Source organism: Streptomyces sp. NBC_00190 (assembly GCF_036203305.1).
Taxonomy (GTDB): domain Bacteria; phylum Actinomycetota; class Actinomycetes; order Streptomycetales; family Streptomycetaceae; genus Streptomyces.
The window spans coordinates 4660337-4686423 of record NZ_CP108131.1 but is presented as its reverse complement, the minus strand read 5'-3'; the positions used below and the strand labels follow the sequence as shown (position 1 = coordinate 4686423).

Sequence of the window (26087 nt, the reverse complement as noted above, 5' to 3'; positions counted from 1 at the left end):
GGGGGACCCGGAGCGAGGGCCTACGGTCCAGTGGACCCTCCCTTCCTGGTCAACGCGAGGTGAGGGCGTCAGGTTCCCAGGGCGCGGCCGCCCCGCCGCCCGCATGGCGGGGGCGGCGGGGCCCGGGTGGGCATTACTCCGTACGGGCTACTGCGGGAAGAGGCTGCCCGACGCGACGCGCAGGACCAGCTGCGGGGCGCCCGAGAGGACCACGGCGGTCACGGCCGTGACCACGATGGCCGCCGTGACCGGCCAGGGGGCCTTGGTACGGGTCTCGGCCGCGCCGTCGGGCGTGCGGAACAGCAGCGCGGTCCACCGCAGGTAGTAGTAGAGGGCGATGACGACGTTGATCGCCATGACCACGGCCAGCCAGCCCAGGCCCGCGTCGACCGCGGACTGGAAAACGGTCACCTTGGCGAAGAGCCCGATGATGCCCGGCGGCAGGCCGGCCAGGCAGAGCAGGAAGAACGCCAGCGAGAGGGCGACGAGCGGGCGCTCGGCGTACAGGCCGCGGTAGTCGCTGATCCGGTTGAGCCGCTTCGTGCGGGCGACCAGCGCGGCCACGGCGAAGGCGCCCAGGTTCACGACGGCGTACATCAGCGCGTAGGCGACGGTGGCGCCGATCTGGTCGCGGCCGGAGTAGGCGGCCGCGGCGATCGGCACCAGCAGGTAGCCGGCCTGGCCGACCGAGGACCAGGCGAGCAGCCGTACGGCGCTGTTCGGGCGGTCCGCGGACTGCCGCAGCGCGGCGGCGTTGCCCACGGTCATGGTGAGCGCGGCGAGGACGGCCAGGGCCGGGCCCCAGATCTCGGAGTACGCCGGGAAGGCGATCACCGTGACGAGGATGAGGCCGGTGAAGCCGACGGCCTTGCCGATCACCGAGAGGTACCCGGCGATCGGCAGGGGGGCGCCGACGTAGGTGTCGGGGACCCAGAAGTGGAAGGGGACGGCCGCCGTCTTGAAGGCGAAGCCGACGAGGGTGAGCGCGACGCCGGCCATGGCGAGGGTGTCGAGCTGCCCGGGGACGTCTTCGAGACGGTCCGCGATCTGGGTGAGGTGCAGGGAGCCGGTGGCGGCATAGACGAAGCTGACGCCCATCAGCGACACGGCGGTGGCGGTGACGGAGGAGAGGAAGAACTTGAGGGCGGCCTCGGAGGAGAGCCGGTCGCCGCGGCGCATGCCGACCAGGGCGAAGGCGGGCAGCGATGCGACTTCGAGGGCGACGATCAGGGTGGCGAGGTCGCGGGAGGCGGGTAGCAGGGCGGCGCCGGCTGCGGACGAGAGCAGCAGGAACCAGTACTCGCCGGCGGGCATGCGCGCGTCGCGGACGGCGGTGACCGACAGCACGGCGGTGACCAGGGCGCCGGCCAGCACCAGGAACTGGATGACGAGCGTGAAGTGGTCGGCGACGTAGCTGCAGGCGGCCGGGTCGGTGGTGAGGCAGAAGGTGGTGCGTTCGCCGGCGCGCAGCGGCAGCAGGGTGGCGGTCGCGGCGGCGAGGCCGGCGACGGAGACCCAGCCGAGGACGGGCTTGGCGCGCTCGGGCACGAAGAGGTCCGCGATCAGGACGGCCAGGCCGACGGCGGCGGTGACCACGACGGGCGCGAGGGCGAGCCAGTCGACGGACTGGACCAGGCTGGGGGTCTCGGCGGAGAGGGCCGTGAGCGCCGTCATGCGTTGCCTCCTGCGAGGAGCTTCTGGACGGCCGGGTCGGTGAGGCCGAGGAGGACCGCGGGCCACAGGCCGGCGAGGACGGTGAGGGCGGCGAGCGGGGTCCAGGCGGCGAACTCGTAGCGCTGGATGTCGGCGACGGCGAGCTCGGAGCCGGTCTTCGGGTCGCCCATGCAGACGCGCCGTACGACGATCAGGAGGTAGGCGGCGGTGAGCAGGGTGCCGAACGCTCCGATGGCCGTGTAGGTGAGGAAGGCCGGGCGGGACAGGCCCTCGGCGGGGTCGAAGGCGCCGAAGAGCGACAGCATCTCGCCCCAGAAGCCGGCCAGGCCGGGCAGGCCGAGGGAGGCGACGGCGGCGAAGGCGAGGAGGGCGCCGAGGCGGGGGGCGCGGCCGTAGAGGGCGGCGCCGGTGGCTCCGGCGAGGGTGTCGAGGTCGGCGGTGCCGTAGCGGTCCTTGAGGGCGCCGACCAGGAAGAAGAGGAGGCCGGTGATCAGGCCGTGGGCGATGTTGGCGAAGAGCGCGCCGTTGACGCCGGTGGGGGTCATGGACGCGATGCCGAGGAGCACGAAGCCCATGTGGCCGACGGAGGAGTACGCGATGAGGCGCTTGAGGTCGCCCTTGTTCCCCTTGCGGGCCAGCGCGAGGCAGGCGAGGGATCCGTAGACGATGCCGACGGCGGCGAAGGCGCCCAGGTAGGGGGCGAAGGTGGCCATGCCGTCGGGGGTGATGGGGAGCAGGATGCGGACGAACCCGTACGTGCCCATCTTGAGCAGGACGCCGGCCAGCAGGACGGAGCCGACGGTGGGCGCGGCGGTGTGCGCGTCCGGCAGCCAGCTGTGCAGCGGCCACATCGGGGTCTTGACGGCGAGGCCGAGGCCGATGGTGAGGACGGCCAGGAGCTGGGTGGTGTGGGACAGTTCGCGGCCGTTGTCAGACGCGAGTGCCACCATGTCGAAAGTGCCGCTCTTCAGTCCGATCAGCAGCAGACCGAGCAGCATGACGACGGAGCCGAGGAGGGTGTAGAGGATGAACTTCCAGGCGGAGGCCTTCCGCTGAGCACCGCCCCAGCGGGCGATGAGGAAGTACATCGGGATGAGGACCATCTCGAAGGCGAGGAAGAAGAGCAGCAGGTCGAGGACGGCGAAGGTCGCGAGGGTGCCGGATTCGAGGACGAGGAGCAGCGCGACGAAGGCCTTCGGGGAGGGGCCCTCGGGGAACTTGAAGTAGCTGTAGAGCGCGCAGAGGAAGAACAGCAGCGCGGTCATCAGGAGGAGGGGGAGCGAGATGCCGTCGATGCCGAGGTGGATCCGGACGTTCAGCGCCGGGATCCAGCTGATGTCCGTCGTCGCCTGGAAGCGGGACGGGGCGTCGTGGTCGAAGCCCAGGGCGAGGGCGATCGCCGCGGCGAGGATGACGCCGGTCACGGTCACTCCGTGGCGGAGCACGGCCTGTTCGGGGCTCTTGCCCTTGAGGCCGGGCGGGGCCGGCAGGAGGGCCGCGACGGCGCCGAGGAGCGGTGCGGCCACGACGAACGCCAGAAGGAACTGCATCACGGACGGGCTGATATCAATCACGGCTGACTCACGGCTCACGATCCGGCGTTGACGTTGGCGAGGACGGCGGTGGCGATCGCCAGGACCACGGCGCCGGCGAGCAGGGCGCTCAGGTAGCTCTGCACGTTGCCGGTCTGGGCACGGCGTACGAGGCTGCCGAACAGCCGGGTGCCGGTGCCCGCGCCGCGGACGTACGTGTCCACGACCTCGCGGTCGAGGAAGCGGACCAGGCTTGCCGCCGCGCGGACGGGGCGGACGAAGAGCCGGTCGTAGACGGCGTCGAGGTGGAAGCCGTCGGCCGCGTGGCGGTGCAGCGGGCCGAGGAGCGCCTTGCCGGGGTCGGGGGCGGCGCCCGCCGGGACGGCGGGGTGGTCGTGGGTGACCTCGGCGACCTCGGGGGTCTCGGCGGCGGACTCCGCGGCGGCGGCGGACGCGGACAGGCCCGCTCCGTATCCGACCGTGGCGGCCTTGACCGTGGCGCGCTGCCAGAGGGCGTAGGTGAGCATCACGCCGATGACGGCCGCACCGGTGCCGAGGACCGAGGTGACCAGGGTCGGGGTGAGTTCCCTGCCGCCGAACCAGTCGGCGAGGGAATCGGCCGCGAGGCCGAGGCCGATCGTCGGGATCGCGAGCAGCCACAGCACGCCGGTCATGGCGACGGGCTCCTTGCCGTGGTGGGGTGCGGCCGCGCCCCGGCCGCGGAAGGCCATCAGCCACAGCCGGGTGGCGTAGGCGGCGGTGAGCAGGGCGGTCAGCACACCGGCGACCAGCACCAGCCAGCCGGCGCTGCTGGGAGCGAACTCCGAGTGGCCGGTCGCGGTCTGCTCGGCGGCGACGAGGACGGCTTCCTTGGAGAAGAAGCCGGCGAACGGCGGGATCGCGGCGAGCGCGAGCAGCGCGATCGTCATCGTCCAGAAGGCGTCGGGGATGCGCTTGGCCAGGCCGTCCATCCGGGACATGGCGGCCAGGGAGTTCGTACCGGCGGCGTGGATGATCACGCCCGCGCCGAGGAACAGGAGCGCCTTGAAGGCACCGTGGGACAGGAGGTGGAAGACGGCGGCGCTGCGGTCGCCGACGGCCAGGGCGCCGGTCATGTAGCCGAGCTGGCCGATCGTGGAGTAGGCGAGCACCCGCTTGATGTCGTCCTGGGCGAGGGCGGCGAGGCCGGAGCCGACCATCGTGACGGCCGCCATGACGGCCATGACCACCAGCGCGGCGCCGGAGGCCGCGAAGACGGGGAGGAGGCGGGCGACGAAGTAGACACCGGCGGCGACCATCGTCGCGGCGTGGATCAGCGCGGAGACCGGGGTGGGGCCCGCCATGGCGTCGGGGAGCCAGGTGTGCAGCGGGAACTGCGCGGACTTACCCGCGACTCCGGCGAGCAGGAGCAGTGCGATCAGCGTCGGGTGGTCGAGCCCGCCCGCGGCGACGGTGCCCAGGATCTTCGTGATCTGGAAGGAGCCGGCGTCGGCGGCGAGCGCGAACAGGCCGATCAGGAAGGGGACGTCACCGAGCTTGGTGACGAGGAAGGCCTTCAGGGAGGCGGAGCGGGCCGCCTCGGTCTCCCAGTAGTGGCCGACCAGGAAGTACGAGCAGATGCCCATGACCTCCCAGCCGACCAGCAGCACCATCAGGTCGCCGGAGTAGACGACGAGCAGCATCGCGGAGGTGAACAGTGAGACCAGAGCGGCGTACGACGGGTAGCGCGGGTCCTCGCGGAGGTACGCCGTCGAGTAGATCTGTACGCAGGTGGCGACGACCCCGACCAGGACTGCGACCAGCGCGGCGAAGCCGTCGATGTAGAGCGAGAGGTCGATCGGTACCGAGCCGGTCGGAGTCAGCTCGGTCGCGGTTTCGATCGGCCGACCGCCGCCCTGGCGGACGGCGACGAGCACGGCCAGTACGGCGGCGCCGAGCGTCGGCAGGATCGCGAGGGGCCTGACGAATCCGGGGGCGGTGCGGCCGAAGAACAGTCCCGCGACCGCGCCCAGGAAGGGGAGGAGGGGGACGAGGACGGCGAGGGTCGTGGTGCTCACGCGGTGACCTCGCTCTGGTTGTTCGGGGCGGGCTCGTGGCCCTCGGCGGTGTCGCGGAGCCGGTCGACGTCCGAGGTGCCCCGGTTGCGGTACACCATCAGCACGATCGCGAGGCCGATGCCGATCTCTGCGGCGGCGATGGCGATGGTGAAGAGGGTGAGGGCCTGGCCGGCGTGCAGGGTGTCGCGCAGCCAGACGTCGAAGGCCACCAGGTTGAGGTTGACGGCGTTGAGCATCAGCTCGACGGACATCAGGACCAGGATGGCGTTGCGGCGGGCGAGCACTCCGTACACGCCCGTGCAGAAGAGGAGCGCCGCGAGCACGGCGGGGTAGGCGAGGTGCATCAGCGCTGCCCCTTCTTGGCGCCGGAGCCGGCACCGGCGTCGGCGGGGTCGTTCCTGCGGGACAGCACGATGGCGCCGATCAGGGCCGCGAGGAGGAGGACGGAGAGCGCTTCGAAGGGCAGCACCCAGTGCTGGAAGAGGATCTCGCCGGAGACCTTCGTGGAGCCCTGGACGGGGCCGTCGAGGTCGATCCAGGTCGTGCGGAAGGCGTCGACGACGACCCAGACGAGTGCGACGGCCGCGACGCCGGCGACGCCGGTCGCGACCCAGCGGTTGCCGGAGTCGGCGTCCGGGGAGCGGCCGATGGGCGCCTTGGTGAGCATCAGCCCGAAGAGGAGGAGGACGACCACGGAGCCGAGGTAGATCAGGACCTGGACCCAGGCGATGAACTCCGCGGTCAGCAGCAGGTACTCGACGGCGATGCCGCCGAGCGCGACGACCAGCCAGAGGGCGGCGTGCACCAGTTGCTTGGTGGTGACCGTGACGAGGGCCGCGCCGAGGGTGGCGAGGCCCACGAGGAGGAACGCGATCTCGACGCCGGCCGGGGAGAGGAAACCGGGCCCGGTGGCGGTGGCGGCTGCTGCCAGGGTGGCTGCGGAGCTCACGCGTCTCCCTCCGGGCTGGTCGGCGAATCGGGGCTGGTCGGCGGTTCGGTGCTCGTCGCCTCGGCGGCTTCGGCGGTGGCGGCTTCGGCAGCGGCGGCGGCCGCCGCGGCGGCTTCGGCCTTCTCCACGGCCTTGCGGGCGGCGGCGATCTCCTTGGGCTCCTCGGCGGCCGGGTCCAGTGCGGGCGGGGCCGGGACGGTCCACATCCACTCGCGGAGCTTGTCGCGCTCGTGGGTCAGGTCGTGGATGTCGGTCTCCGCGTACTCGAACTCCGGCGACCAGAAGAGGGCGTCGAAGGGGCACACCTCGATGCAGATGCCGCAGTACATGCAGAGGGAGAAGTCGATGGCGAAGCGGTCGAGGACGTTGCGGCTGCGCTCGCGGCCACCGGGAGTGGTGGCCGGGACCGTCTCCTTGTGGGAGTCGATGTAGATGCACCAGTCGGGGCACTCACGGGCGCACAGCATGCAGACCGTGCAGTTCTCCTCGAACAGGCCGATGACACCGCGGCTGCGGGGCGGGAGCTGGGGCTGGACCTCGGGGTACTGGGCGGTGTGCGAGCGCTTCGTCATCGTGCGCAGCGTCACCGCGAGGCCCTTGGCGAGGCCGGATCCGGGGATGGGCATCAGTTCATCGCCACCTTCACGATGCCGGTGAGCGCGATCTGGGCGAGCGCGAGCGGGATGAGTGTGGTCCAGGCGAGCTTCTGGAGCTGGTCCTCGCGCAGGCGCGGGTAGCTCACGCGGAGCCAGATCACGACGAAGGCGAGGATCGCGACCTTGAGCAGGGTCCAGACCCAGCCGAGACCGTCGGCGCCGAAGGGTCCGTGCCAGCCGCCGAGGAAGAGGACGGTGGTGAGGGCGCAGAGGACGACGATGCCGGCGTACTCGGCGAGCAGGAACAGCGCGAAGCGCAGGCCGGTGTACTCGGTGTACGCGCCGAAGATGATCTCGGAGTCGGCGACGGGCATGTCGAAGGGGGGCCGCTGCAGTTCGGCGAGGCCGGCGGTGAAGAAGACGAGCGCGCCGACGATCTGCCAGGGCAGCCACCACCACTGGAAGCTCTCGACGATTCCGAGGAGGGAGACCGTCCCGGCCGCCATGGCCACCGAGGCGGCGGCGAGCAGCATGGGGAGCTCGTAGGCGAGCAGCTGGGCGGCGGTGCGCAGGCCACCGAGCAGGGAGAACTTGTTCGCGGAGGCCCAGCCGGCCATGAGGGAGCCGAGGACTCCGACGCCCATGACGGCGAGCACGAAGAACAGGCCGGCGTCGATGACCTGGCCGACCGCGCCCTCGCCCGGACCGATCGGGATGGCGAGGAGGACGAGGAGGTACGGGAGCAGGGCGACGGCGGGGGCGAGCTGGAAGATCCGCCGGTCGGCGTTGGCCGGGACGATGTCTTCCTTCTGCGCGAACTTCACGCCGTCGGCGACGAGCTGGGCCCAGCCGTGGAAGCCGCCGGCGTACATGGGGCCGAGGCGGCCCTGCATGTGGGCCATCACCTTGTGCTCGGTCTGCCCGATGACGAGCGGGAGCACGAGGAAGACGGCGAAGACGACGATCAGCCGCAGGGCGACGTCGAGGACGTCGTTCACGCGTCGCCTCCGGTGGTGTCGGGGGTGGTGTCAGTGTCGGGCCGGCTCGTCTCCGGCGGGGGCGCCGGGGCGTCGGCCTGCGGCCCGGCCGGATCCGGCTTCGCCGGGGGCTCCTCGAAGGCGGGCTTCGGGTTGTGCCAGGGCGCGTCGGCGCTGCGCGGAGCCGGCCGCCGGGCCGCCTCCGGCGCGGGCGTCCCGGTGCCGGCGTCGGCTTCGGCCTCGGCCTCGGTGGTCTGGCTCGCCGAGCCGTCGGCCGCCGAGCGGGCCCGGCGGGCCGGGCGCGCGGCTCCGCTTTCCGGCGCGGCCGGGGCTTCCGAACCCGCCGGGGCCTCGGGCACGGCCGGGGTCGTCGGCGTGGCCGGGGTTTCCGGCGCGGGCGCGGCCTGGCTCGCCGAGCCGTCCGCGACCGAGCGGGTCCGGCGGGGCGGGCGGGGCTGGGCCTCCGTCGCCGAGGCGTCCGCCGGCTGGGTCGCCGAGCCATCCGCGACCGATCGGGTGCGGCGGGCCGGGGCGCCCTCGCGCGGGGTGCGTGCGGCCGCGCCCGTCGCGCCCGCGGCGCGCGGGGTGCGGGCCGGGCGGGCGGGGGCCGGCGGGAGCTGGCCCTTCATCGGGCCCCAGTCGTTGGGGTCCGGGACGCCCGGCGGGAGCATCTGGCGGCGCTTGGGCGCATCCGGATCGTGGGCTTCGCCCGGCTCCTTGGCGCCGGGCCAGGCCTTGGTGACCCGCGCGGCCAGGACGAAGTCCTTGCGCAGCGGGTTGCCCTCGAAGTTCTCCGGGAGCAGGAGGTGGACCAGGTGCGGGTGGTCGGTGAAGACGACCCCGAACATCTCGAAGGTCTCGCGCTCGTGCCATTCCGCACCCGCGTACACGGCGACCGCCGAGGGGAGGGAGGGGGCGGCGTGCGGCACGGTCGTGCGCAGCAGGAGCCGGCGTACCCGGTGGTTCTCCAGCGAGACGACGTGCGCGCAGATCCGGAAGCCGGTGCCCGGCTCGTCCACCGCGCTCAGCCAGTCGAAGTACGTGCAGCCCAGCTTGTCCCTGGCGATCTCCAGGGAGGAGATCCAGGAGCCGACCGGGACGTCCACCGTCAGGACGTCGTACGAGGACGAGCCCACGGCCTCTTCGCCGAAGACCGCCGGCGCCGCGTCGGGAAGGGAGTCGTAGAGGTTCACGCGTCGGCCCCAGGGGGTGTGACCAGGCCGCTCGTCAGCTGGGCCACGGACGGACCCGACGCATAGCGGTCCGCCAGCGACTCGCGGGCGATCTTCTCCTGGAGCTTGAGGATGCCCTGGAGGAGGGCCTCGGGGCGGGGCGGGCAGCCGGGTACGTACACGTCGACCGGGATGATCTGGTCGACGCCCTTCGTCACGGAGTACGAGTCCCAGTACGGGCCTCCGCAGTTGGAGCAGGCGCCGAAGGAGATGACGTACTTCGGCTCCGGCATCTGCTCGTAGAGCCGCTTCACGGCCGGTGCCATCTTGTCCGTGACCGTGCCCGAGACGATCATCAGGTCAGCCTGCCGGGGCCCGGGCGCGAAGGGGATGACGCCGAGGCGGATGAAGTCGTGGCGGGCCATCGACGCGGCGATGAACTCGATCGCGCAGCAGGCGAGGCCGAAGTTGAAGACCCACAGGCTGTACCGGCGGCCCCAGTTCAGGACCACCTTCATCGGTTCCGGGGCGAGGCGGGAGAGCACTCCCAGGCGCTTGGGCTCCGGGAGCATCACAGGCTCTGGTGTCACGTCCATTCGAGGACGCCCTTCTTGTACGCATAGAGCAGGCCGACGGCCAGGAAGCCCAGGAAGACGAACATCTCCACCAGCGTCGTGGCGCCGTAACCGGCGGCGCCGAACACCGTCGCCCACGGGAACAGGAAGATCGAGTCGACGGCGAAGATGACGTAGAGGAAGGCGTAGACGTAGTAGCGGACCTGGGTGTGCGCCCAGCCCTCGCCGACCGGGTCCACGCCGCACTCGTAGGTCAGCAGCTTCTCGGGGGTCGGGACCGTGGGCCGCAGCAGGCGGCCGGCGCCGAAGGCCACGGCCACGAAGAGCACACCGATGAGCGCCAGCAGGCCGACGACCGAATAACTCCGGAAGTAGTCCGCCGCGAGCACGGTTACGGTCGATACCGTTGGTTCGGGCACGTCCGTTCCTCGCTCCTCGGTCACTGTCGACGATCTGTTACACGCGGGAGTCTAGGGCCTGCCTCACACGGGGTGGGGTTATCCCCCGTTCACAGCACCCCGGCCACCCCATGGCATGAGCGGACCGTACTTGGCAGGCTGTCCCGCATGACCACCAGCCAGGGCATCCCCGACAACGACCGGCCTCCGCCCGTCCGCGCTGTCTTCAGCGCCGTGACGTGTAAGGAGATCGCCTATCTGGTCAGCAATTTGCCGCTGGCGATCCTCGGATTCGTTTACGCAGTTGTCATGGTTGCGGGCACGGGCGCACTGTCCGTGACCGCGGTCGGACTTCCGCTGCTCGCATGTGGTCTCTATCTGTCTCGGCAGTTGGGACGGCTGGACCGGGCGCGGGCCCGGGCGCTGTTGGGCGTGCGGGTGGACGAGCCGACGCCGATACCCGGCCCGCGGCGGGCCGGGTTCTTCCCCTGGCTGTGGACGAGCATCAAGGACCCGGTCGGCTGGCGGACGGTGCTGTACCAGCTGGTCCGGCTCCCGTGGGGGTTGCTCACTTTCACGGTAGCGCTGAGCGGGCTGTTCGTGCTGTGGCCGGTGCTGCCGTACGTGGTGCGGATGCTGGCGAACGCGGACCGCGCGATGGTGCGGGGGCTGCTGTCGCCGTCCGACGAGCTGGAGCGGCGGATCGCGGAGCTGGAGTCCGACCGGGGCGTGGTCGTCGACACCGCCGCCGCGGACCTGCGGCGCATCGAGCGCGATCTGCACGACGGGGCGCAGGCGCGCCTGGTGGCCCTCGCGATGGGGCTGGGCCTGGCGAAGGAGAAGCTGCTGGAGGACCCGGAGGGCGCGGCGGCGATGGTCGACGAGGCCCACGGGGAGGTGAAACTGGCGCTCCAGGAGCTACGGGACCTGGCGCGCGGGATCCATCCGGCGGTGCTGACCGACCGGGGGCTGGACGCGGCGCTGTCGTCGGTGGCGGCGCGGTGCGTGGTGCCGGTGAAGGTGGCGGTGGACCTGCCGGCGCGGCCGGCGGAAGCGATCGAGGGCATCGCGTACTTCGTGGTGTCGGAGCTGCTGCAGAACGTGAGCAAGCACGCGCGGGCGCAGGGCGCGAGCGTGGAGGTGTGGCGGGCGGGGCCGCGGCTGCTGATCCGGGTGTCGGACGACGGGCGGGGCGGGGCCAGTACCTCCGGCGGGAGCGGGCTGGCGGGGCTGGCCGAGCGGCTGGGCGCCGTGGACGGGATCTTCGTCGTGGACTCTCCCGAGGGGGAGGGCACCGTGGTCACGGCGGAGCTGCCGTGGCGCGACCGCGCGTAGCCGCGCCCTCGTTTTCGATCGGGACCCCCGTCCGGGTGGGCGGGGGTCCCGTCGCGCGTCCGGGTGCGGCGATGCCCCGGGGGTGGGGTTAACCCCCCTTCCGGGAGACCGACCCGCCGCATGGTTCGCGCCGGGAGCGGGCGACAGGGTGGTGGGGTAACGAGGAGACGGAAAGGGCGGGTCGGGATCATGGGCAACGGCATGGGCACGGGCGGTGGGATCGGCGCGGTGATGCGGGCTCCTGTCGAGCGGCGGACCTGGCGCGAGTTCGGGTACCTGCTGATCGGGCTGCCGCTGAGCATCCTGTACTTCGCGCTCGCCGTCGCGGGCCTGAGCCTCGGCGCCGGGCTGCTCGTCACCTTCCTCGGGGTCCCGGTCCTCGCCGGCATGCTCGCCATGTGCCGCGGGTTCGGCCACCTGGAGCGGGCCCGGGTGCGCGGCCTGCTCGGGACCGCCATCGCCGATCCGGCGCGGATCCGGGCCAGGAAGAGCGGCCCCCTCTCCGCGATGGGGGCGCTGCTCAAGAGCGGGAGCGCCTGGCGGCACGCGCTGTACTCGGTGATCCACTTCCCGTGGGCGGTGTTCAGCTTCTGCGTGGCACTGACGTTCTGGGCGGCAGGGTGGGCCTACCTCCTGTACCCGGTCTGGTTCTGGGTCTTCCCCGCCTTCACCGACCAGCCCGGCCTCCAGCTCTTCCAGAACGACGGCTACTCCTTCTACCTCGACTCGCCCGCGGAGATCGCCCTCACCTCTCTCGTCGGACTGGCCTTCACGCTCGCCACCCCCTGGGTGATCCGGGCCCTGACCACCGTCGACCGGGTCATGGTCGGCGGGCTGCTGGGGCCGTCCCGGCTGGACAGCCGGGTGAGCGAGCTGGAGTCCGACCGGGGCGTGGTCGTGGACACCGCCGCCGCCGACCTGCGGCGCATCGAGCGCGATCTGCACGACGGGGCGCAGGCCCGGCTGGTGGCCCTCGCGATGGATCTGGGGCTGGCCAAGGAGAAGGCCACGGAGGATCCGCGGGCCGCCGCGCGCATGGTGGACGAGGCCCACGGAGAGGTGAAGATCGCCCTCCAGGAGCTGCGCGACCTGGCCCGGGGCATCCACCCGGCGGTACTGACCGACCGGGGGCTGGACGCGGCGCTGTCCTCGGTGGCCTCGCGGTGCGCGGTTCCGGTACGGGTGACCGTGGATCTCCCGGCCCGGCCGGCGGCGTCGGTCGAGGGGATCGCGTACTTCACGGTCTCCGAGCTGCTGCAGAACATCAGCAAGCACGCGCGGGCCCGGGTCGCGAGCGTGGAGGTGTGGAAGTCCGGGGAGCGGCTGCTGGTCCAGGTCGCCGACGACGGCCGGGGCGGGGCGGGCGCCGGGGCCGGGACGGGGCTGGCGGGGCTGGCCGAGCGGCTGGACGCCGTGGACGGGGTGCTGGTCGTCGACTCCCCCGTCGGCGTGGGGACCACGGTGACCGCCGAGCTCCCCTGGCGGCCGTAGCGAGCCTCCGGGCGCCTGCCGGAAGACGTCTCGGAACGTCCCGGCAGGCGCCTCGGCACGTTCCCGGCAGGGTCCCGGCACGTGCCGGCCGACGCCTCGGTGTCTCCCGACACCGCCGGCGTTCGAAAACTCCCCCCGTACGCCCACTCGTTGGTCCGGCCCTGCCTTGATCCGGCCTTGAGGCTGGGATGCTTGGCTGTGCCAGGGAGTGCGGTATCGAGTGGACGCGGGAGCTGCTGAATCGTGAACGACAGGGTGCGGGTGGTCATCGCCGAGGACTCGGTGCTGCTTCGTGAGGGCCTGACCCGGCTGCTGACCGACCGGGGGCATGACGTCGTGGCCGGCGTCGGGGACGCGGAAGCCCTGATCAAGACGGTGGCGGAGCTGGCGGCAGAAGACGCGCTGCCGGACGTGGTGGTGGCCGACGTGCGGATGCCGCCGACGCACACCGACGAAGGAGTACGGGCCGCCGTACAGCTGCGGCGCGACCACCCCGGGATAGGCGTGCTCGTGCTGTCCCAGTACGTGGAGGAGCAGTACGCCACCGAACTGCTGGCCGGTTCCAGCACGGGTGTCGGGTATCTGCTCAAGGACCGGGTGGCCGAGGTCCGGGAGTTCCTGGACGCGGTCGTACGGGTGGCCCGGGGCGGTACCGCCCTGGACCCCGAGGTCGTCGCCCAGCTGCTCGGCCGCAGCCGCAAGCAGGACGTGCTGGCGGGTCTGACCCCGCGCGAGCGCGAGGTGCTCGGCCTGATGGCCGAAGGCCGCACCAATTCCGCCGTCGCGAAGCAGTTGGTCGTGAGTGACGGAGCGGTGGAGAAGCACGTCAGCAACATCTTCATGAAGCTCGGCCTGTCGCCGAGTGACGGGGATCACCGGCGCGTACTGGCCGTTCTCACCTACCTGAAGTCTTGATCGACTGACACTCTGTCAGATATGGCATACCGGTCGGGCCGTCTCGATGGGCGGTCCAACGGTCCAGAATGTGGCCGCCCCCGGAGCGCCGACCGACGTAGGGTTGGTTCTGGGGGTGCCCACGCCTCGAAGGAGGTCCAGTTCAGTGACCAGCCAGGTCAGTAGCCCGGCCGAGCAGGCCGACGGGGCTGGGGGTGCGGTTGTCGGTGGACAGCGCACCCCGGCGAGTCCGGGTGGCAAGGAAATCCGTCGGCTCGATCGTGTGATCATCAGATTCGCGGGCGACTCCGGTGACGGTATGCAGCTCACCGGTGACCGCTTCACCTCGGAGACGGCGTCGTTCGGCAACGATCTGTCCACGCTCCCGAACTTCCCCGCCGAGATCCGCGCCCCTGCCGGAACCCTGCCGGGCGTGTCGTCCTTCCAGCTGCATTTCGCGGACCACGACATCCTCACGCCCGGTGACGCGCCGAACGTGCTGGTCGCGATGAACCCGGCCGCCCTGAAGGCGAACATCGACGACGTTCCGCGCGGCGCGGAGATCATCATCAATACCGATGAGTTCACCAAGCGCCCCATGGCCAAGGTCGGCTACCACACCTCTCCGCTGGAGGACGGCTCCCTCGCCGCGTACAACCTCCACCCGGTCCCGCTGACCACCCTCACCGTCGAGGCGCTGAAGGACTTCGGGCTGTCCCGCAAGGAGGCCGAGCGCAGCAAGAACATGTTCGCGCTGGGCCTGCTGAGCTGGATGTACCACCGGCCGACGGAGGGTACGGAGAAGTTCCTGCGGCAGAAGTTCGCGAAGAAGCCGCAGATCGCGGAGGCGAACGTGGCCGCGTTCCGGGCGGGCTGGAACTTCGGGGAGACGACGGAGGACTTCGCGGTCTCCTACGAGGTCGCCCCCGCCAGCCAGGCCTTCCCGACCGGCACCTACCGCAACATCTCGGGGAACCTGGCCCTCTCCTACGGGCTGATCACCGCCGCCCAGCAGGCCGACCTGCCGCTCTACCTGGGCTCGTACCCGATCACCCCGGCCTCGGACATCCTGCACGAACTGTCGAAGCACAAGAACTTCGGCGTACGGACCTTCCAGGCCGAGGACGAGATCGCCGGCATCGGCGCCGCCCTCGGAGCCGCCTTCGGCGGGTCCCTGGGCGTGACCACCACCTCCGGCCCGGGTGTGGCGCTGAAGTCCGAGACGATCGGCCTGGCCGTCTCCCTGGAGCTGCCGCTGCTGATCGTGGACATCCAGCGCGGCGGGCCGTCCACGGGACTGCCCACCAAGACCGAGCAGGCCGACCTGCTGCAGGCGATGTACGGGCGCAACGGCGAGGCCCCCGTCCCCATCGTCGCGCCGCGCACCCCCGCGGACTGCTTCGACGCGGCGCTGGACGCGGCCCGGATCGCGCTCACCTACCGGACCCCGGTCTTCCTGCTCTCCGACGGCTACCTCGCCAACGGATCCGAGCCCTGGAAGATCCCCGACATCGCCGACCTGCCCGACCTCAAGGTCAAGTTCGCGACCGGGCCCAACCACGCCCTCGCCGACGGCACCGAGGCGTTCTGGCCCTACAAGCGCGACCCGGAAACCCTGGCCCGCCCGTGGGCGGTCCCCGGCACTCCGGGCCTCGAACACCGCATCGGCGGGATCGAGAAGCAGGACGGCACCGGCAACATCTCGTACGACCCGGCCAACCACGACCTCATGGTCCGCACCCGCCAGGCCAAGATCGACGGCATCGAGGTCCCCGACCTCGACGTCGACGACCCGGACGGCGCGCGCACCCTCGTCATCGGCTGGGGCTCCACGTACGGCCCGATCACCGCCGCGGTGCGCCGTCTGCGCGCGGCCGGACACCCCATCGCGCAGGCGCACCTGCGCCACCTCAACCCCTTCCCGGGGAATCTCGGAGAGGTCCTGAAGCGTTACGAGAAGGTAGTGGTGCCGGAGATGAACCTCGGGCAGCTCGCCACCCTGATCCGGGCGAAATACCTGGTCGACGCCCAGTCGTACAACCAGGTCAACGGAATGCCGTTCAAGGCGGAGCAGCTCGCGAAGGTTCTCGAGGAGGCCATCAATGACTGAGGTGACCGACGCCCCCACCCTGCTGTCGCTGGTGCCGAAGGCGGAGGCCGTGCAGTCGGCGAAGGACTTCAAGTCGGACCAGGAGGTCCGCTGGTGTCCCGGCTGCGGCGACTACGCCGTCCTCGCGGCCGTGCAGGGCTTCATGCCCGAGCTCGGCCTCGCGAAGGAGAACATCGTCTTCGTATCGGGCATCGGCTGCTCCTCCCGCTTCCCGTACTACATGAACACCTACGGGATGCACTCCATCCACGGCCGCGCCCCGGCCATCGCCACCGGCCTGGCCACCTCGCGGCGCGACCTCTCCGTCTGGGTCGTGACGGGTGACGGCGACGCCCTCTCCATCGGCGGAAACCACCTGATCCACGCCCTGCGGCGGAACGTCAACCTCAAGATCCTGCTCTTCAACAACCGGATCTACGGTCTGACCAAGGGGCAGTACTCCCCCACCTCCGAGGTCGGCAAGATCACCAAGTCGACGCCGATGGGCTCCCTGGACGCGCCCTTCAACCCGGTGTCCCTGGCCATCGGCGCGGAGGCCTCCTTCGTGGCGCGGACGGTGGACAGCGACCGCAAGCACCTCACCGAGGTGCTGCGCGCGGCCGCCGACCACCAGGGCACGGCGCTGGTGGAGATCTACCAGAACTGCAACATCTTCAACGACGGGGCCTTCGACGCCCTGAAGGACAAGGGCCAGGCGCAAGAGGCCGTGATCCCGCTGAGGCACGGGCAGCCGATCCGCTTCGGGACGGACGGGGACAAGGGCGTCGTCCGGGACCCCGCCACCGGCGACCTGCAGGTCGTCGCGGTCACTCCCGAGAACGAGGCGCGGATCCTGGTCCACGACGCGCACGGCACCAGCCCGACGACCGCTTTCGCGCTGTCCCGCCTCGCCGACCCCGACACCCTGCACCACACGCCCATCGGTGTCTTCCGCGACGTCGAACGGCCCGTCTACGACACGCTCATGTCCGAGCAGCTCGACACGGCCATCGACCGCAACGGCAAGGGTGACCTCGCGACCCTGCTGACCGGCAACGACACCTGGACGGTCGTCGGCTGACCCAGGCCGGCGCCACCGCCCTCCCGCACGAAGCGAAGCCCGGATCTCCCAGGAGATCCGGGCTTCGGCATACCCCCCGACAGCTAGCGCTTTCAAAAAGTTAGCGCTTCCCGTAGGGTGGCAGTACCGTCCAGCGAGGAGAGCACTCATGAGCATCGTCATCACCGGAGCCACCGGAGCCCTCGGCCGTCTCGTCGTCGAGGAACTGCTGGCCCGCGTCGACACCGACCGCGTCGCCGTCGTCGTCCGCGACAAGGAGAAGGCCGCCGACCTGGCCGAGCGCGGGGTCGAGGTGCGCGTGGCCGACTACGACGACCGGGCCGCGCTGTCCGCCGCCTTCCGGGCCGGCGACCGGGTCCTGCTGATCTCCGGCAACGAGATCGGCCGCCGCGTCGCGCAGCACACCGCCGTACTGGAGGCCGCGCAGGCCGCGGGCGTGGCACAGCTCGCCTACACCGGCATCCTCGGCGGCCCCGAGGCCGACTTCGACCTGGCCGCCGAGCACCGGGCCACCGAGCAGGCCATCCTCGACTCCGGGATCCCGTACACCTTCCTGCGCAACGGCTGGTACCACGAGAACTACACCGGGAACCTGTCCACCGTCCTGGAGCACGGCGCGGTCGTCGGCAGCGCGGGCGAGGGCCGGGTCGCCTCCGCGGCGCGGGCCGACTACGCGGCCGCCGCGGCCGTGGTGCTCACCGGCGAGGGGCACCTGAACCGGGTCTACGAGCTCTCCGGCGACACCGCGTGGAGCCTGGCGGAGTACACGGCCGAGCTGTCGGCGCAGACCGGCAAGGAGATCGCGTACGCGCAGGTACCGGCGGCCGAGCACCTGTCGGTCCTCACCGGCGCCGGGGTCCCCGAGGGCTTCGCGGCGATCATCGTCGACGTGGACGCGGCGATCGCGCGCGGCCGGCTGGCGGGGACCAGCGGCGACCTGGCGCGACTGATCGGGCGGCCGACGACCCCGGTGGCCGAGGCGATCGCCGCCGCGCTGACCTGAGGCCGCCACGCAAGCCCCTGCCGATGTCATGAGTATCTCCCCGAAACGGGCATGACATCCGGCCCCTGCGGCGATACCGTCGTCAAGTTGGCTTGAAGTCGTACAGGAGGCCCCCGTGAAGGCGGAGAACGAGCAGCGCACGGGTTTGCTCTACGGATTCGGCGCATACGGGATGTGGGGACTCGTCCCCCTCTTCTGGCCGCTGCTCAAGCCTTCCGGGGCCGTCGAGATCCTCGCCCACCGCATGGTGTGGTCCCTGGCCGTGGTCGGGGTGGCCCTGCTCGCCCTGCGCCGCTGGGGCTGGGTGCGGGAGCTGCTCCGCCAGCCGCGCAAGCTCGGCCTGACCACGCTGGCCGCCTCGGTGATCAGCGTGAACTGGGGCCTGTACATCTGGGCCGTCAACAACGGCCAGGTCGTCGAGGCGAGCCTCGGCTACTTCATCAATCCCCTGGTCAGCATCGCGATCGGCGTCCTGGTCCTGGGTGAGCGGCTGCGCCGCGCACAGTGGGCGGCGGTCGGCATCAGCTTCATCGCCGTACTGGTGCTCGCCATCGGCTACGGGCGGCCGCCGTGGATCTCGCTGATCCTGGCCTTCTCCTTCGCGACGTACGGGCTGATCAAGAAGAAGCTCAACATGGGCGGGCTGGAATCGCTGACCGCCGAGACGGCCGTACTGTTCCTGCCCGCCCTCGGCTACCTGCTGTGGCTGGGCGCGCAGGGCCAGTCCAGCTTCGCCTCGCACGGCGTCGGGCACTCGCTCCTGCTGGCCGCGACCGGGCTGGTCACCGCGATCCCGCTGGTGTTCTTCGGGGCCGCGGCGATCCGGGTCCCGCTGTCCACCCTCGGGCTCCTCCAGTACATGGCCCCGGTCTTCCAGTTCGGGCTCGGCGTCCTCTACTTCCACGAGGCGATGCCGCCCGAGCGCTGGGCCGGATTCTCCCTGGTGTGGGCCGCCCTCGCCGTCCTGACCTGGGACGCGCTGCGTACGTCCCGGCGCTCCCGGGCAGCGCTCGCCATGGCGCCGGCCCCCGCCGTGACACCGGCGCACGAGCCCGCGTAGGACTCCCGGCAGCGCCCACTCAGCTCCCACGATCCCCGGTACGGAAACCCCGCACCGGGGATCGTCCGTTTTCCGAACTCCCCTGACCGAAATCTGGTCTTGACGGACAGTCATACTCTCGCTGAACATCAGGCTCGCACAGACGCACTATCGCTCACCTGCTCTATACCGCCAGTTCCGTCAAATCCCCGCGGAATCCCCGGAGCCCCCACATGAGCCTGTCCGTCTCCCGGCGCCTTGCTGCCGTGACCGCGTTCGCGGTCGCCGGCCTGTTCGCCGCCACCACTCCTGCCGCGCTCGCCGCCCCCACGGCGGCCGCCGCGGCACCGACACCGCCCGACATCCCGCTGGCCAACGTCAAGGCCCACCTCACGCAGCTCTCCACCATCGCCGCCAACAACGGCGGCAACCGCGCCCACGGCCGGACCGGCTACAAGGCCTCGATCGACTACGTGAAGGCCAAGCTCGACGCGGCCGGCTTCACCACCACCCTGCAGACCTTCACCTCCAGCGGCGCCACGGGCTACAACCTGATAGCCGACTGGCCGGGCGGCGACCCCAACTCGGTCCTGATGTCCGGCTCGCACCTGGACTCGGTGACCGCCGGCGCCGGCATCAACGACAACGGCTCCGGTTCCGCGGCCGTCCTGGAGACCGCGCTCGCCGTCTCCCGTGCGGGCCTGCAGCCGACGAAGCACCTGCGTTTCGGCTGGTGGGGCGCGGAGGAGCTGGGCCTGATCGGCTCGAAGTACTACGTCAACAACCTGCCGGCCGCCGAGAAGGCGAAGATCTCCGGCTACCTGAACTTCGACATGATCGGCTCGCCGAACCCGGGCTACTTCGTCTACGACGACGACCCGACCATCGAGCAGACCTTCAAGAACTACTACGCCGGCCTCGGCATCCCGACCGAGATCGAGACCGAGGGCGACGGCCGCTCCGACCACGCCCCCTTCAAGAGCGCGGGCATCCCGGTCGGCGGCCTGTTCTCCGGCGCCGACTACACCAAGACGGCGGCCCAGGCACAGAAGTGGGGCGGCACCTCCGGTCAGGCCTTCGACCGCTGCTACCACTCCTCCTGCGACTCGCTGACGAACATCAACGACACCGCACTGGACCGCAACGCCGACGCGATCGCCTACGCGGTCTGGACCCTCGGGGCGGCCACGCCGGTCCCGCCGGGCCCGTCCTTCGAGAACACGGCGGACGTGTCCGTCCCGGACTCCCCCGCCGCCGCGGTGACCTCGCCGATCACGGTGTCCGGCGTCACCGGCAACGCGCCCGCCACCACCAAGGTCGACGTGAACATCGTCCACACCTACCGCGGTGACCTGGTGATCGACCTGCTCGCGCCCGACGGGACGGCCTACCGGCTGAAGAACTCCTCCAGCTCGGACTCGGCCGACAACGTCATCGCCTCGTACACGGTCAACGCGTCGAGCGAGGTCGCCAACGGGATCTGGAAGCTCCAGGTCAAGGACGTGGCCGGGCAGGACGTCGGCTACATCAACAGCTGGAAGATCACTTTCTGACCGTCGCGTCGGGCAGCTGCGGGTCCTGGATACGGGCCCGCAGCTCCTCGGCGACCGCCCCGATGTCCGCGCGGCCGAGCTTCGCCGCCTCGACCAGATCGCCGAGCTCCTCCGGCGAGGGCAGCTGCTTGGCCCCGGCCACGCGCAGGTACGAGCGGGTCGCGGCGGCGGCGTAGAACTCGTTCATCGGGGATTCCAGCGCCGGGCACACGGCAAGCGTGTGCAGGAACGCGGCGGCCCGCCACGCGGTGTCCGGGGCGGGCTGCTCGGGCACCAGGACGAGGTCGTTCTGGTGCCGGGCGACCGCGGCGGCCACCCCGGAGGGGTCCCACACGGCGGGATCGGACGGGAGATGGTGGGCCAGAGCGGTCCAGGCCCACTCCATGGTGATCTTCAATTGCCGAACCGCTCCTGGAAGTAGCCCCAGTGGTCCGCGAACTCCTCTATGCCCGACAGGAAGTTCTTCCGGTCGTCGTCGAGTTCGCGTTCCGTGACCTCGGTGATCAGCGCGGTGACCGTCGTTCCCAGCGCCGCCGCGCGCGCCTTGAGGCGCTCGTGGAACTCTTCGTCCAGGCGGATGGTGACGTGTCTCGACATGCACACCACCGTACAGCGGGCCCGCTGTACGCAGGAGGGGAACGACGGAAGGGTGGCCCGGGACACAGGTCCCGGGCCACCCTTCCGTCGTCGGCCGCTACTTCACGGCTGCCTCACGACTGCCCCACGGCTACTTCGCGGCGTTCGCCGTCTTCACCAGCTGGTCCTTGGTGACCGCGCCGACGTAGACCTTGCCGTCGTCCGTGATCAGGGCGTTGACCACGCGGGTGGAGAATATCCGGCCCTCTCCGAACTTCCCGCTGGCCTTGTCCCCGAGGGAGCTCATGAACTGCTTGGCCTCCTTGGGCGCGTCCTTGTTGTTCTCCAGATCCTTCAGGCTCCGGCCCGCCCCGGTGTCGATCTGCGCGACGGTGGCCCAGCCCTCGCCGAGGACCTTCGTCTCGCCCTTGCCGTTCGCACCGCCGGTCAGGGCGTCCAGACCCGGGAAGGACTCCAGGGCCTTCCAGTGCTTGTCTCCCTCGGCCTTGCCCTCACCGCGGCCGTGCCCGTCCGAACCCTCGGTCACCTTGGCGCCCTTGGGCGCGGTGAAGTTGAAGGTGTCGGCCGACGGCTTGGCGAAGTCCACCTTGGTGAAGCCTGCGTCCACGATCGGCTTGCCGCCCTGCGAGGAGAGCAGCTGCACGCGCAGCGGCACGCCGTTCTTGGCGTCGACCGCGATCTGGATCGCGCCGATCGTGGATCCGGCCTGCTTGGGCTTGAGCACCAGCTGGTAGGCGTCGCGCCCGGCCACCTGCGCCGTGTCGCCGACGCCGACGTCCGTGGTGGGGCCCGCGGCCTTCAGGACCTCCTCGGCCAGCTGCTGGGGCGAGGTGGCGAGCCGGTCGGCCGCCTTCTTGTGGTCGGCGGCGCCGCCGTCCTTGCCGGCCTCGGGGGCCGCCTTCTCGTGGAAGACCTCGTTCGACTTGGAGTCGTAGCCCCACACGTCGTTGCCGTTGTGGATGAGGCTGTACTCGTCCTTGCCGTCCAGGAAGGTCAGCTTCTGGCGGTCCGGGCCGTCGGCCGCGACGCGGAAGGTGTGCGTCCCGTTCGCCAGCTGCGCGACCTTGTCCTCGGGAGCGGCGGAGCCCCCCGTGACACCCGCGCCGCCGAGCAGACCGCTCGCGATCTTCGGCAGGCCCAGGTCGGTGGTGATCCGGGCGGTGCCGGACAGCTCCTGTACGTCGGAAGCCGCGATCTTCTCGATGAGCTGCTGCGCCGTCACCTTCGGAAGGTCGGGTCCGCCGGCGGTGGCGAAGGCCGGGACCATCGCTACGGTCGCCGCGGCCACACCCGCCACCGCGACCGGTACGGCGTACCGGGCGACCTTGCGAGAAGTCTTCGTGTTCGCTGCCATTTCAGTGCCCTGCCCTCTGTGTCGACGGCGGCGACCCCCGTGTCACCGCGCTCACCCGATCTGGTGGGGTTGATGACTCCATCTGACCAAAAGGGGGGCGCCGCGGCGTCAGCCCCCGGACGCAAGTGTGTGTACGCCCGTGGGATGACACACGAAGGCCCCTCCTCCTACGACCCGTAGGGGTCGACAGGACGGAAGGGCCCGTTCCGCTACTGCGCGCGCCAGGGGTGCCGCCGGGCGGCCGTTCGGGTGCTGTCCCGCCCGGCGCCGTCCCGCGCGGTGCTATCCCGCGCGGTGCTATCCCGCGCGGTGCTATCCCGCCCGGTGCACCACCGCGTCGCACAGTTCCTCCAGCGCCGACTTCGCGGAGCACTCCTTCAGCGGCGCCAGCATGGCCCGCGCGTCCTCGGCGTAGCGGACGGTGTCGCGGCGGGCCTGCTCCAGCGCGGGGTGCGCGCGGAGCCGGGTCAGCACCTCGGCGTGTCGGGCGTCGTCCGTCAGGTCGCCGTCCAGGAGGCTCACGAGTTCCAGGTCGTCCGGGTTGCCGTCGCGGGCCGCCATCTCGCGCAGCCGCAGCACGGGCAGGGTCGGGATGCCCTCGCGCAGGTCGGTGCCCGGGGTCTTGCCGGACTCGTGCGCGTCGGAGGCGATGTCGAGGACGTCGTCGGCCAGCTGGAAGGCCAGGCCCAGCCGCTCGCCGTACTGCGTGAGGATGTCGACGGCCATGTCGTCGGCGCCGGACATCATCGCGCCGAAGCGGCAGGAGACGGCGACGAGCGAGCTGGTCTTCCCGGCCATGACGTCGAGGTAGTGGGCGATCGGGTCGCGGCCGTCGCGCGGGCCGGCCGTCTCCAGGATCTGACCCGTCACCAGCCGCTCGAAGGCCTCGGCCTGGATGCGGACGGCCTCCGGCCCGAGGTCGGCCAGGATGTGCGAGGCGCGGGCGAACAGGAAGTCACCCGTCAGGACGGCCACCGAGTTGCCCCAGCGGGTGTTCGCGCTGTCCACCCCGCGGCGTACGTCCGCCTCGTCCATGACGTCGTCGTGGTAGAGCGTCGCCAGGTGCGTGAGCTCCACCACGACGGCGGAGGGCACGATCCCGGGCGCGTACGGATCGCCGAAACGGGAGGCGAGCATCACGAGCAGCGGCCGGAAGCGCTTGCCTCCGGCCCGCACCAGATGCTGTGCGGCCTCGGTGATGAAGGGGACTTCGCTCTTGGTGGCCTCCAGCAGACCCGCCTCGACGGCGGCCAGTCCGGCCTGGACATCGGTCTCAAGAGCCTGGTCCCGCACGCTCAGTCCGAACGGCCCGACGACGGTCACGAGGGGTACTCCTGTCTGCTGACGATCACGTTGACGATCACCTGGATTGTCGATGTGTCGCTGCCATCACTCAAGCCAGCGTATCGGGTCTGTTTTCGATCACCGAGAGCGCCTGTCCGGACGCCACCCGCGCACCGCCCGAACTGCACAGGTATGTTCTTGGTGAGCCGAATCAACCGGAGAATACGTTTTGCCCAGAACTGTCACCGATATAGAGGAACCCGCAGCCTCGGTCTCGGCGGCGTACGGGACCATGGTCTACCCCGTCTCCCCCGCCGGCGGGTGGCTCGCCGACCGCATCCCCGGTTCGTACCGGGCCGCGCTCCGGGGCGGCCTCCTGCGGCGCCCTGGCCGCGGCGCGCCATGCACCCCGTTCACTAAGGCGGTTCGCGCATGATCATCCGTACCGACTTCCCGTACGGGACCACCCGCGAGGACGTCCGGATCCCGATGCCCGACGGCGTCGAGCTCTACGCCCGCGTCTGGCGCCCCGTCACCGACGAGCCCGTTCCGGCGCTGCTGGAGTACCTCCCGTACCGGCTCACCGACTGGACCGCGCCGCGCGACTGGCAGCGCCACCCCTGGTACGCGGGGCACGGCTACGCCTCGGTGCGCGTGGACGTACGCGGCCACGGGTGCAGCGGCGGCCGCCCCGGCGACGAGTACGACGCCCGCGAGCTGGCCGACGGGGTCGCGGTGGTGGAGTGGCTGGCGGCGCAGCCGTGGTGCACGGGGGCGGTGGGGATGTTCGGCATCTCCTGGGGCGGCTTCAACGGCCTGCAGATCGCCGCGCTCGCGCCCGAGGCCCTCAAAGCGGTCGTCACCGTCTGCTCGACCGACGACCGGTACGACAACGACGTGCACTACGCGGGCGGCTCGGTACTGGCGGTCGACATGCACGCGTGGGCGGCCACCATGCTGGCCTTCGCCTCCCGCCCGCCGGACCCCCAGTTCGTCGGCGACGGCTGGCGGGAGCAGTGGCTGGAACGCCTGGAGGGCGTCGAACCGCTGATCCACACCTGGCTCTCGCACCAGACCCGCGACGGCTACTGGCGCCACGGCAGCGTCTGCGAGGACTACTCGGCCATCCGGGCGGCGGTCCTCGCGGTGGGCGGCTGGCACGACCCCTACCGGGACACGGTCCTGCGCCTGGTCTCCGCCCTCCCCGCGTCCCGGGTACGGGGCCTGATCGGCCCGTGGTCCCACCAGTACCCGGACCGCGGGCTGCCGCCGGGCCCGGCCATCGGCTTCCTCCAGGAGACCCTGCGCTGGTGGGACCACTGGCTGAAGGGCGAGGACAACGACGTGATGGACGAGCCGCTGCTCCGCGCGTGGATCGGCGACACGCACCCGCCCGCGACGGTGTACGACGAACTCCCGGGCCGCTGGGTCGGCGAGAAGTCCTGGCCCTCGGCCTCGGTCATCCCGGTCCCGTACGGGCTCCAGGGCGCGCCGGTGGCCGTCGCCTCCCCGCAGCACACCGGGATGGACGCGGGCCGGTTCTTCCCGTTCGGCAACGACGCCGACCTGCCGCCGGACCAGCGGGAGGAGGACGCGAAGTCGGCCTGCTTCGAGTTCCCGGTGGCGGCGGGGGAGCCGGTGGAGATCCTCGGCCGGCCCTCGGTGACCCTGCGGCTGCACCTGGACGTGCCGTACGGGCAGGTCGTGGCCCGGCTGTGTGACGTGGCCCCGGACGGCTCCTCGACGCTGGTCACGCGGGGCGTGCTGAACCTCTCCGCCCGCCGGGGCCGGGAGCAGGCCGTGCCGTGGCCGGTGGGCTCGTACGAGGACGTCACCTTCGAACTGAACGGCATCGGCCACGCCTTCCCGCCGGGGCACCGCATCCGCCTCGCGGTGTCCTCGGCGTACTGGCCGTGGATCTGGCCGCGGGCCGGCTCCGAGGCGGGCTGGACCCTGGACCCTGCGGGCAGCGCGCTGACCCTCCCGGTGCGGGCCGCGTCGCCCGGCGGGGAGGGGATCGTCTTCGAGGCGCCGGAGCAGGCGGAGCCGCTGGGAGTGGCGTACCCGGCCACGCTGGACGAGCCGCGGCCGGAACGGCTGGTCGTACGGGACGTCGCGCGCGGGACCTGGCGGCTGGAGGTGGACCCGCGGTACGGGGGCACCCGCGTGTACCCGGACGGCCTGGAGTACGGCGAGGACGCGCTGGAGGTGTACGAGATCCAGGACGCCGACCCGCTGTCCGCCCGGACGCGGTCGGACTGGCGGATCCGGCTCCACCGGCCGGAACTGGGCTGGGACGCGCGGATCGAGACCCGGTCGGAGATCAGTTGCGACGAGGGCGGCTTCCTGACGTCGAACGAGGTGGTGTGCCGGGAGGGCGACGAGGTGGTCTTCCACCGGACGTGGGAACGCCGCCTTCCGCGCGCAGCGGGCTGAC

General features: G+C 71.4%; 23 protein-coding genes and 1 pseudogene. 10 read left to right on the top strand and 14 right to left on the bottom strand.

The features are described from left to right. Positions 1-147: 147 nt before the first annotated feature. Genes OG429_RS22635 through OG429_RS22590 form a run of 10 tightly spaced genes read right to left on the bottom strand, consistent with a single transcriptional unit; the run spans position 148 to position 9951 of the window. On the bottom strand, positions 148-1674 hold the full coding sequence (locus tag OG429_RS22635) for an NADH-quinone oxidoreductase subunit N (protein ID WP_328927122.1): 1527 nt from the start codon (positions 1672-1674) through the stop codon (positions 148-150). Further along, positions 1671-3224, bottom strand: coding sequence for a complex I subunit 4 family protein (locus OG429_RS22630; RefSeq protein WP_328927121.1), 1554 nt, complete (start codon positions 3222-3224; stop codon positions 1671-1673). The genes OG429_RS22635 and OG429_RS22630 overlap by 4 nt, the downstream gene beginning before the upstream one ends. 38 nt (positions 3225-3262) lie before the next feature. Then, positions 3263-5263 carry an NADH-quinone oxidoreductase subunit 5 family protein gene (locus OG429_RS22625; RefSeq protein ID WP_328927120.1) on the bottom strand — a complete coding sequence of 667 codons (2001 nt, stop codon included), beginning with the start codon at positions 5261-5263 and terminating at the stop codon, positions 3263-3265. Then, entirely contained in the window at positions 5260-5607 is a 348-nt protein-coding gene (gene nuoK, locus OG429_RS22620; protein WP_328927119.1) for an NADH-quinone oxidoreductase subunit NuoK, read from the bottom strand. The genes OG429_RS22625 and nuoK overlap by 4 nt, the downstream gene beginning before the upstream one ends. Continuing rightward, positions 5607-6212 (bottom strand): NADH-quinone oxidoreductase subunit J family protein, encoded by a 606-nt coding sequence (locus tag OG429_RS22615; RefSeq protein WP_328927118.1) that lies wholly within the window; start codon positions 6210-6212, stop codon positions 5607-5609. Before OG429_RS22615 ends, nuoK begins: the two co-directional genes overlap by 1 nt. Further along, positions 6209-6841 (bottom strand): NuoI/complex I 23 kDa subunit family protein, encoded by a 633-nt coding sequence (locus OG429_RS22610; protein ID WP_328930376.1) that lies wholly within the window; start codon positions 6839-6841, stop codon positions 6209-6211. Before OG429_RS22610 ends, OG429_RS22615 begins: the two co-directional genes overlap by 4 nt. Continuing rightward, positions 6838-7806, bottom strand: coding sequence for a complex I subunit 1/NuoH family protein (locus OG429_RS22605; protein ID WP_328927117.1), 969 nt, complete (start codon positions 7804-7806; stop codon positions 6838-6840). Before OG429_RS22605 ends, OG429_RS22610 begins: the two co-directional genes overlap by 4 nt. After that, positions 7803-8978, bottom strand: coding sequence for an NADH-quinone oxidoreductase subunit C (locus OG429_RS22600; RefSeq protein ID WP_328927116.1), 1176 nt, complete (start codon positions 8976-8978; stop codon positions 7803-7805). The genes OG429_RS22605 and OG429_RS22600 overlap by 4 nt, the downstream gene beginning before the upstream one ends. Beyond that, a complete protein-coding gene (locus tag OG429_RS22595; protein ID WP_328927115.1) occupies positions 8975-9553 on the bottom strand; it encodes an NADH-quinone oxidoreductase subunit B in 579 nt (192 codons plus the stop codon). The genes OG429_RS22600 and OG429_RS22595 overlap by 4 nt, the downstream gene beginning before the upstream one ends. After that, entirely contained in the window at positions 9544-9951 is a 408-nt protein-coding gene (locus tag OG429_RS22590) for an NADH-quinone oxidoreductase subunit A (protein WP_328927114.1), read from the bottom strand. Before OG429_RS22590 ends, OG429_RS22595 begins: the two co-directional genes overlap by 10 nt. A gap of 147 nt (positions 9952-10098) precedes the next feature. On the opposite strand from OG429_RS22590, the gene OG429_RS22585 reads away from it, so the two are divergent. From OG429_RS22585 to OG429_RS22550, 8 genes are all read left to right on the top strand, one after another. Further along, positions 10099-11265, top strand: a complete 1167-nt coding sequence (locus tag OG429_RS22585; RefSeq protein ID WP_328927113.1) for a sensor histidine kinase — start codon at positions 10099-10101, stop codon at positions 11263-11265. Positions 11266-11454: 189 nt separating this feature from the next. Further along, the gene (locus OG429_RS22580) at positions 11455-12756 is read left to right on the top strand and encodes a sensor histidine kinase (RefSeq protein WP_328927112.1); all 1302 of its coding nucleotides are present in this window, start codon (positions 11455-11457) and stop codon (positions 12754-12756) included. 255 nt (positions 12757-13011) lie between these two features. After that, entirely contained in the window at positions 13012-13671 is a 660-nt protein-coding gene (locus tag OG429_RS22575) for a response regulator transcription factor (protein WP_328930375.1), read from the top strand. A 145-nt stretch (positions 13672-13816) separates the two neighbouring features. Beyond that, on the top strand, positions 13817-15760 hold the full coding sequence (locus OG429_RS22570) for a 2-oxoacid:acceptor oxidoreductase subunit alpha (protein WP_328927111.1): 1944 nt from the start codon (positions 13817-13819) through the stop codon (positions 15758-15760). Next, positions 15753-16820, top strand: coding sequence for a 2-oxoacid:ferredoxin oxidoreductase subunit beta (locus tag OG429_RS22565; RefSeq protein WP_328927110.1), 1068 nt, complete (start codon positions 15753-15755; stop codon positions 16818-16820). The genes OG429_RS22570 and OG429_RS22565 overlap by 8 nt, the downstream gene beginning before the upstream one ends. Before the next feature lie 148 nt (positions 16821-16968). Continuing rightward, positions 16969-17823: an SDR family oxidoreductase gene (locus OG429_RS22560; RefSeq protein WP_328927109.1), complete on the top strand. Its 855-nt coding sequence runs from the start codon at positions 16969-16971 to the stop codon at positions 17821-17823. Between the two features lie 115 nt (positions 17824-17938). Continuing rightward, the gene (rarD, locus tag OG429_RS22555) at positions 17939-18883 is read left to right on the top strand and encodes an EamA family transporter RarD (RefSeq protein WP_328927108.1); all 945 of its coding nucleotides are present in this window, start codon (positions 17939-17941) and stop codon (positions 18881-18883) included. A 212-nt stretch (positions 18884-19095) separates the two neighbouring features. Continuing rightward, positions 19096-20415 carry a M28 family peptidase gene (locus OG429_RS22550; RefSeq protein ID WP_328927107.1) on the top strand — a complete coding sequence of 440 codons (1320 nt, stop codon included), beginning with the start codon at positions 19096-19098 and terminating at the stop codon, positions 20413-20415. On the opposite strand, the gene OG429_RS22545 is transcribed toward OG429_RS22550, so the two are convergent. From OG429_RS22545 to OG429_RS22530, 4 genes are all read right to left on the bottom strand, one after another. After that, on the bottom strand, positions 20405-20812 hold the full coding sequence (locus OG429_RS22545) for a hypothetical protein (protein WP_328927106.1): 408 nt from the start codon (positions 20810-20812) through the stop codon (positions 20405-20407). The two genes, OG429_RS22550 and OG429_RS22545, sit on opposite strands and share 11 nt — an antisense overlap. Beyond that, positions 20809-21012 carry a ribbon-helix-helix domain-containing protein gene (locus tag OG429_RS22540; protein WP_251055898.1) on the bottom strand — a complete coding sequence of 68 codons (204 nt, stop codon included), beginning with the start codon at positions 21010-21012 and terminating at the stop codon, positions 20809-20811. Before OG429_RS22540 ends, OG429_RS22545 begins: the two co-directional genes overlap by 4 nt. Positions 21013-21142: 130 nt before the next feature. Beyond that, on the bottom strand, positions 21143-22366 hold the full coding sequence (locus OG429_RS22535; protein WP_328927105.1) for a LolA family protein: 1224 nt from the start codon (positions 22364-22366) through the stop codon (positions 21143-21145). Positions 22367-22678: 312 nt separating this feature from the next. Beyond that, positions 22679-23689, bottom strand: a complete 1011-nt coding sequence (locus OG429_RS22530; RefSeq protein ID WP_328927104.1) for a polyprenyl synthetase family protein — start codon at positions 23687-23689, stop codon at positions 22679-22681. Between the two features lie 223 nt (positions 23690-23912). Between OG429_RS22530 and OG429_RS41480 the strand changes: the two are divergent. Then, positions 23913-24062 (top strand): annotated as a pseudogene (locus tag OG429_RS41480) (peptide MFS transporter); the annotation flags it as partial. 20 nt (positions 24063-24082) lie between these two features. Then, entirely contained in the window at positions 24083-26086 is a 2004-nt protein-coding gene (locus tag OG429_RS22525) for a CocE/NonD family hydrolase (RefSeq protein ID WP_328927103.1), read from the top strand. The last annotated feature ends 1 nt before the right edge of the window (position 26087 follow it).

Coding starts and splice junctions, on each gene's coding strand:
- OG429_RS22525 (WP_328927103.1), top strand. CDS start 24,083: ATGATCATCCGTACCGACTTCCCGTACGGGACCACCCGCGAGGACGTC.
- OG429_RS22565 (WP_328927110.1), top strand. CDS start 15,753: ATGACTGAGGTGACCGACGCCCCCACCCTGCTGTCGCTGGTGCCGAAG.
- OG429_RS22535 (WP_328927105.1), bottom strand. CDS start 22,366: ATGGCAGCGAACACGAAGACTTCTCGCAAGGTCGCCCGGTACGCCGTA.
- OG429_RS22550 (WP_328927107.1), top strand. CDS start 19,096: ATGAGCCTGTCCGTCTCCCGGCGCCTTGCTGCCGTGACCGCGTTCGCG.
- OG429_RS22580 (WP_328927112.1), top strand. CDS start 11,455: ATGGGCAACGGCATGGGCACGGGCGGTGGGATCGGCGCGGTGATGCGG.
- OG429_RS22635 (WP_328927122.1), bottom strand. CDS start 1,674: ATGACGGCGCTCACGGCCCTCTCCGCCGAGACCCCCAGCCTGGTCCAG.
- nuoK (WP_328927119.1), bottom strand. CDS start 5,607: ATGCACCTCGCCTACCCCGCCGTGCTCGCGGCGCTCCTCTTCTGCACG.
- OG429_RS22540 (WP_251055898.1), bottom strand. CDS start 21,012: ATGTCGAGACACGTCACCATCCGCCTGGACGAAGAGTTCCACGAGCGC.
- OG429_RS22585 (WP_328927113.1), top strand. CDS start 10,099: ATGACCACCAGCCAGGGCATCCCCGACAACGACCGGCCTCCGCCCGTC.
- OG429_RS22595 (WP_328927115.1), bottom strand. CDS start 9,553: ATGGACGTGACACCAGAGCCTGTGATGCTCCCGGAGCCCAAGCGCCTG.
- OG429_RS22560 (WP_328927109.1), top strand. CDS start 16,969: ATGAGCATCGTCATCACCGGAGCCACCGGAGCCCTCGGCCGTCTCGTC.
- OG429_RS22630 (WP_328927121.1), bottom strand. CDS start 3,224: ATGCAGTTCCTTCTGGCGTTCGTCGTGGCCGCACCGCTCCTCGGCGCC.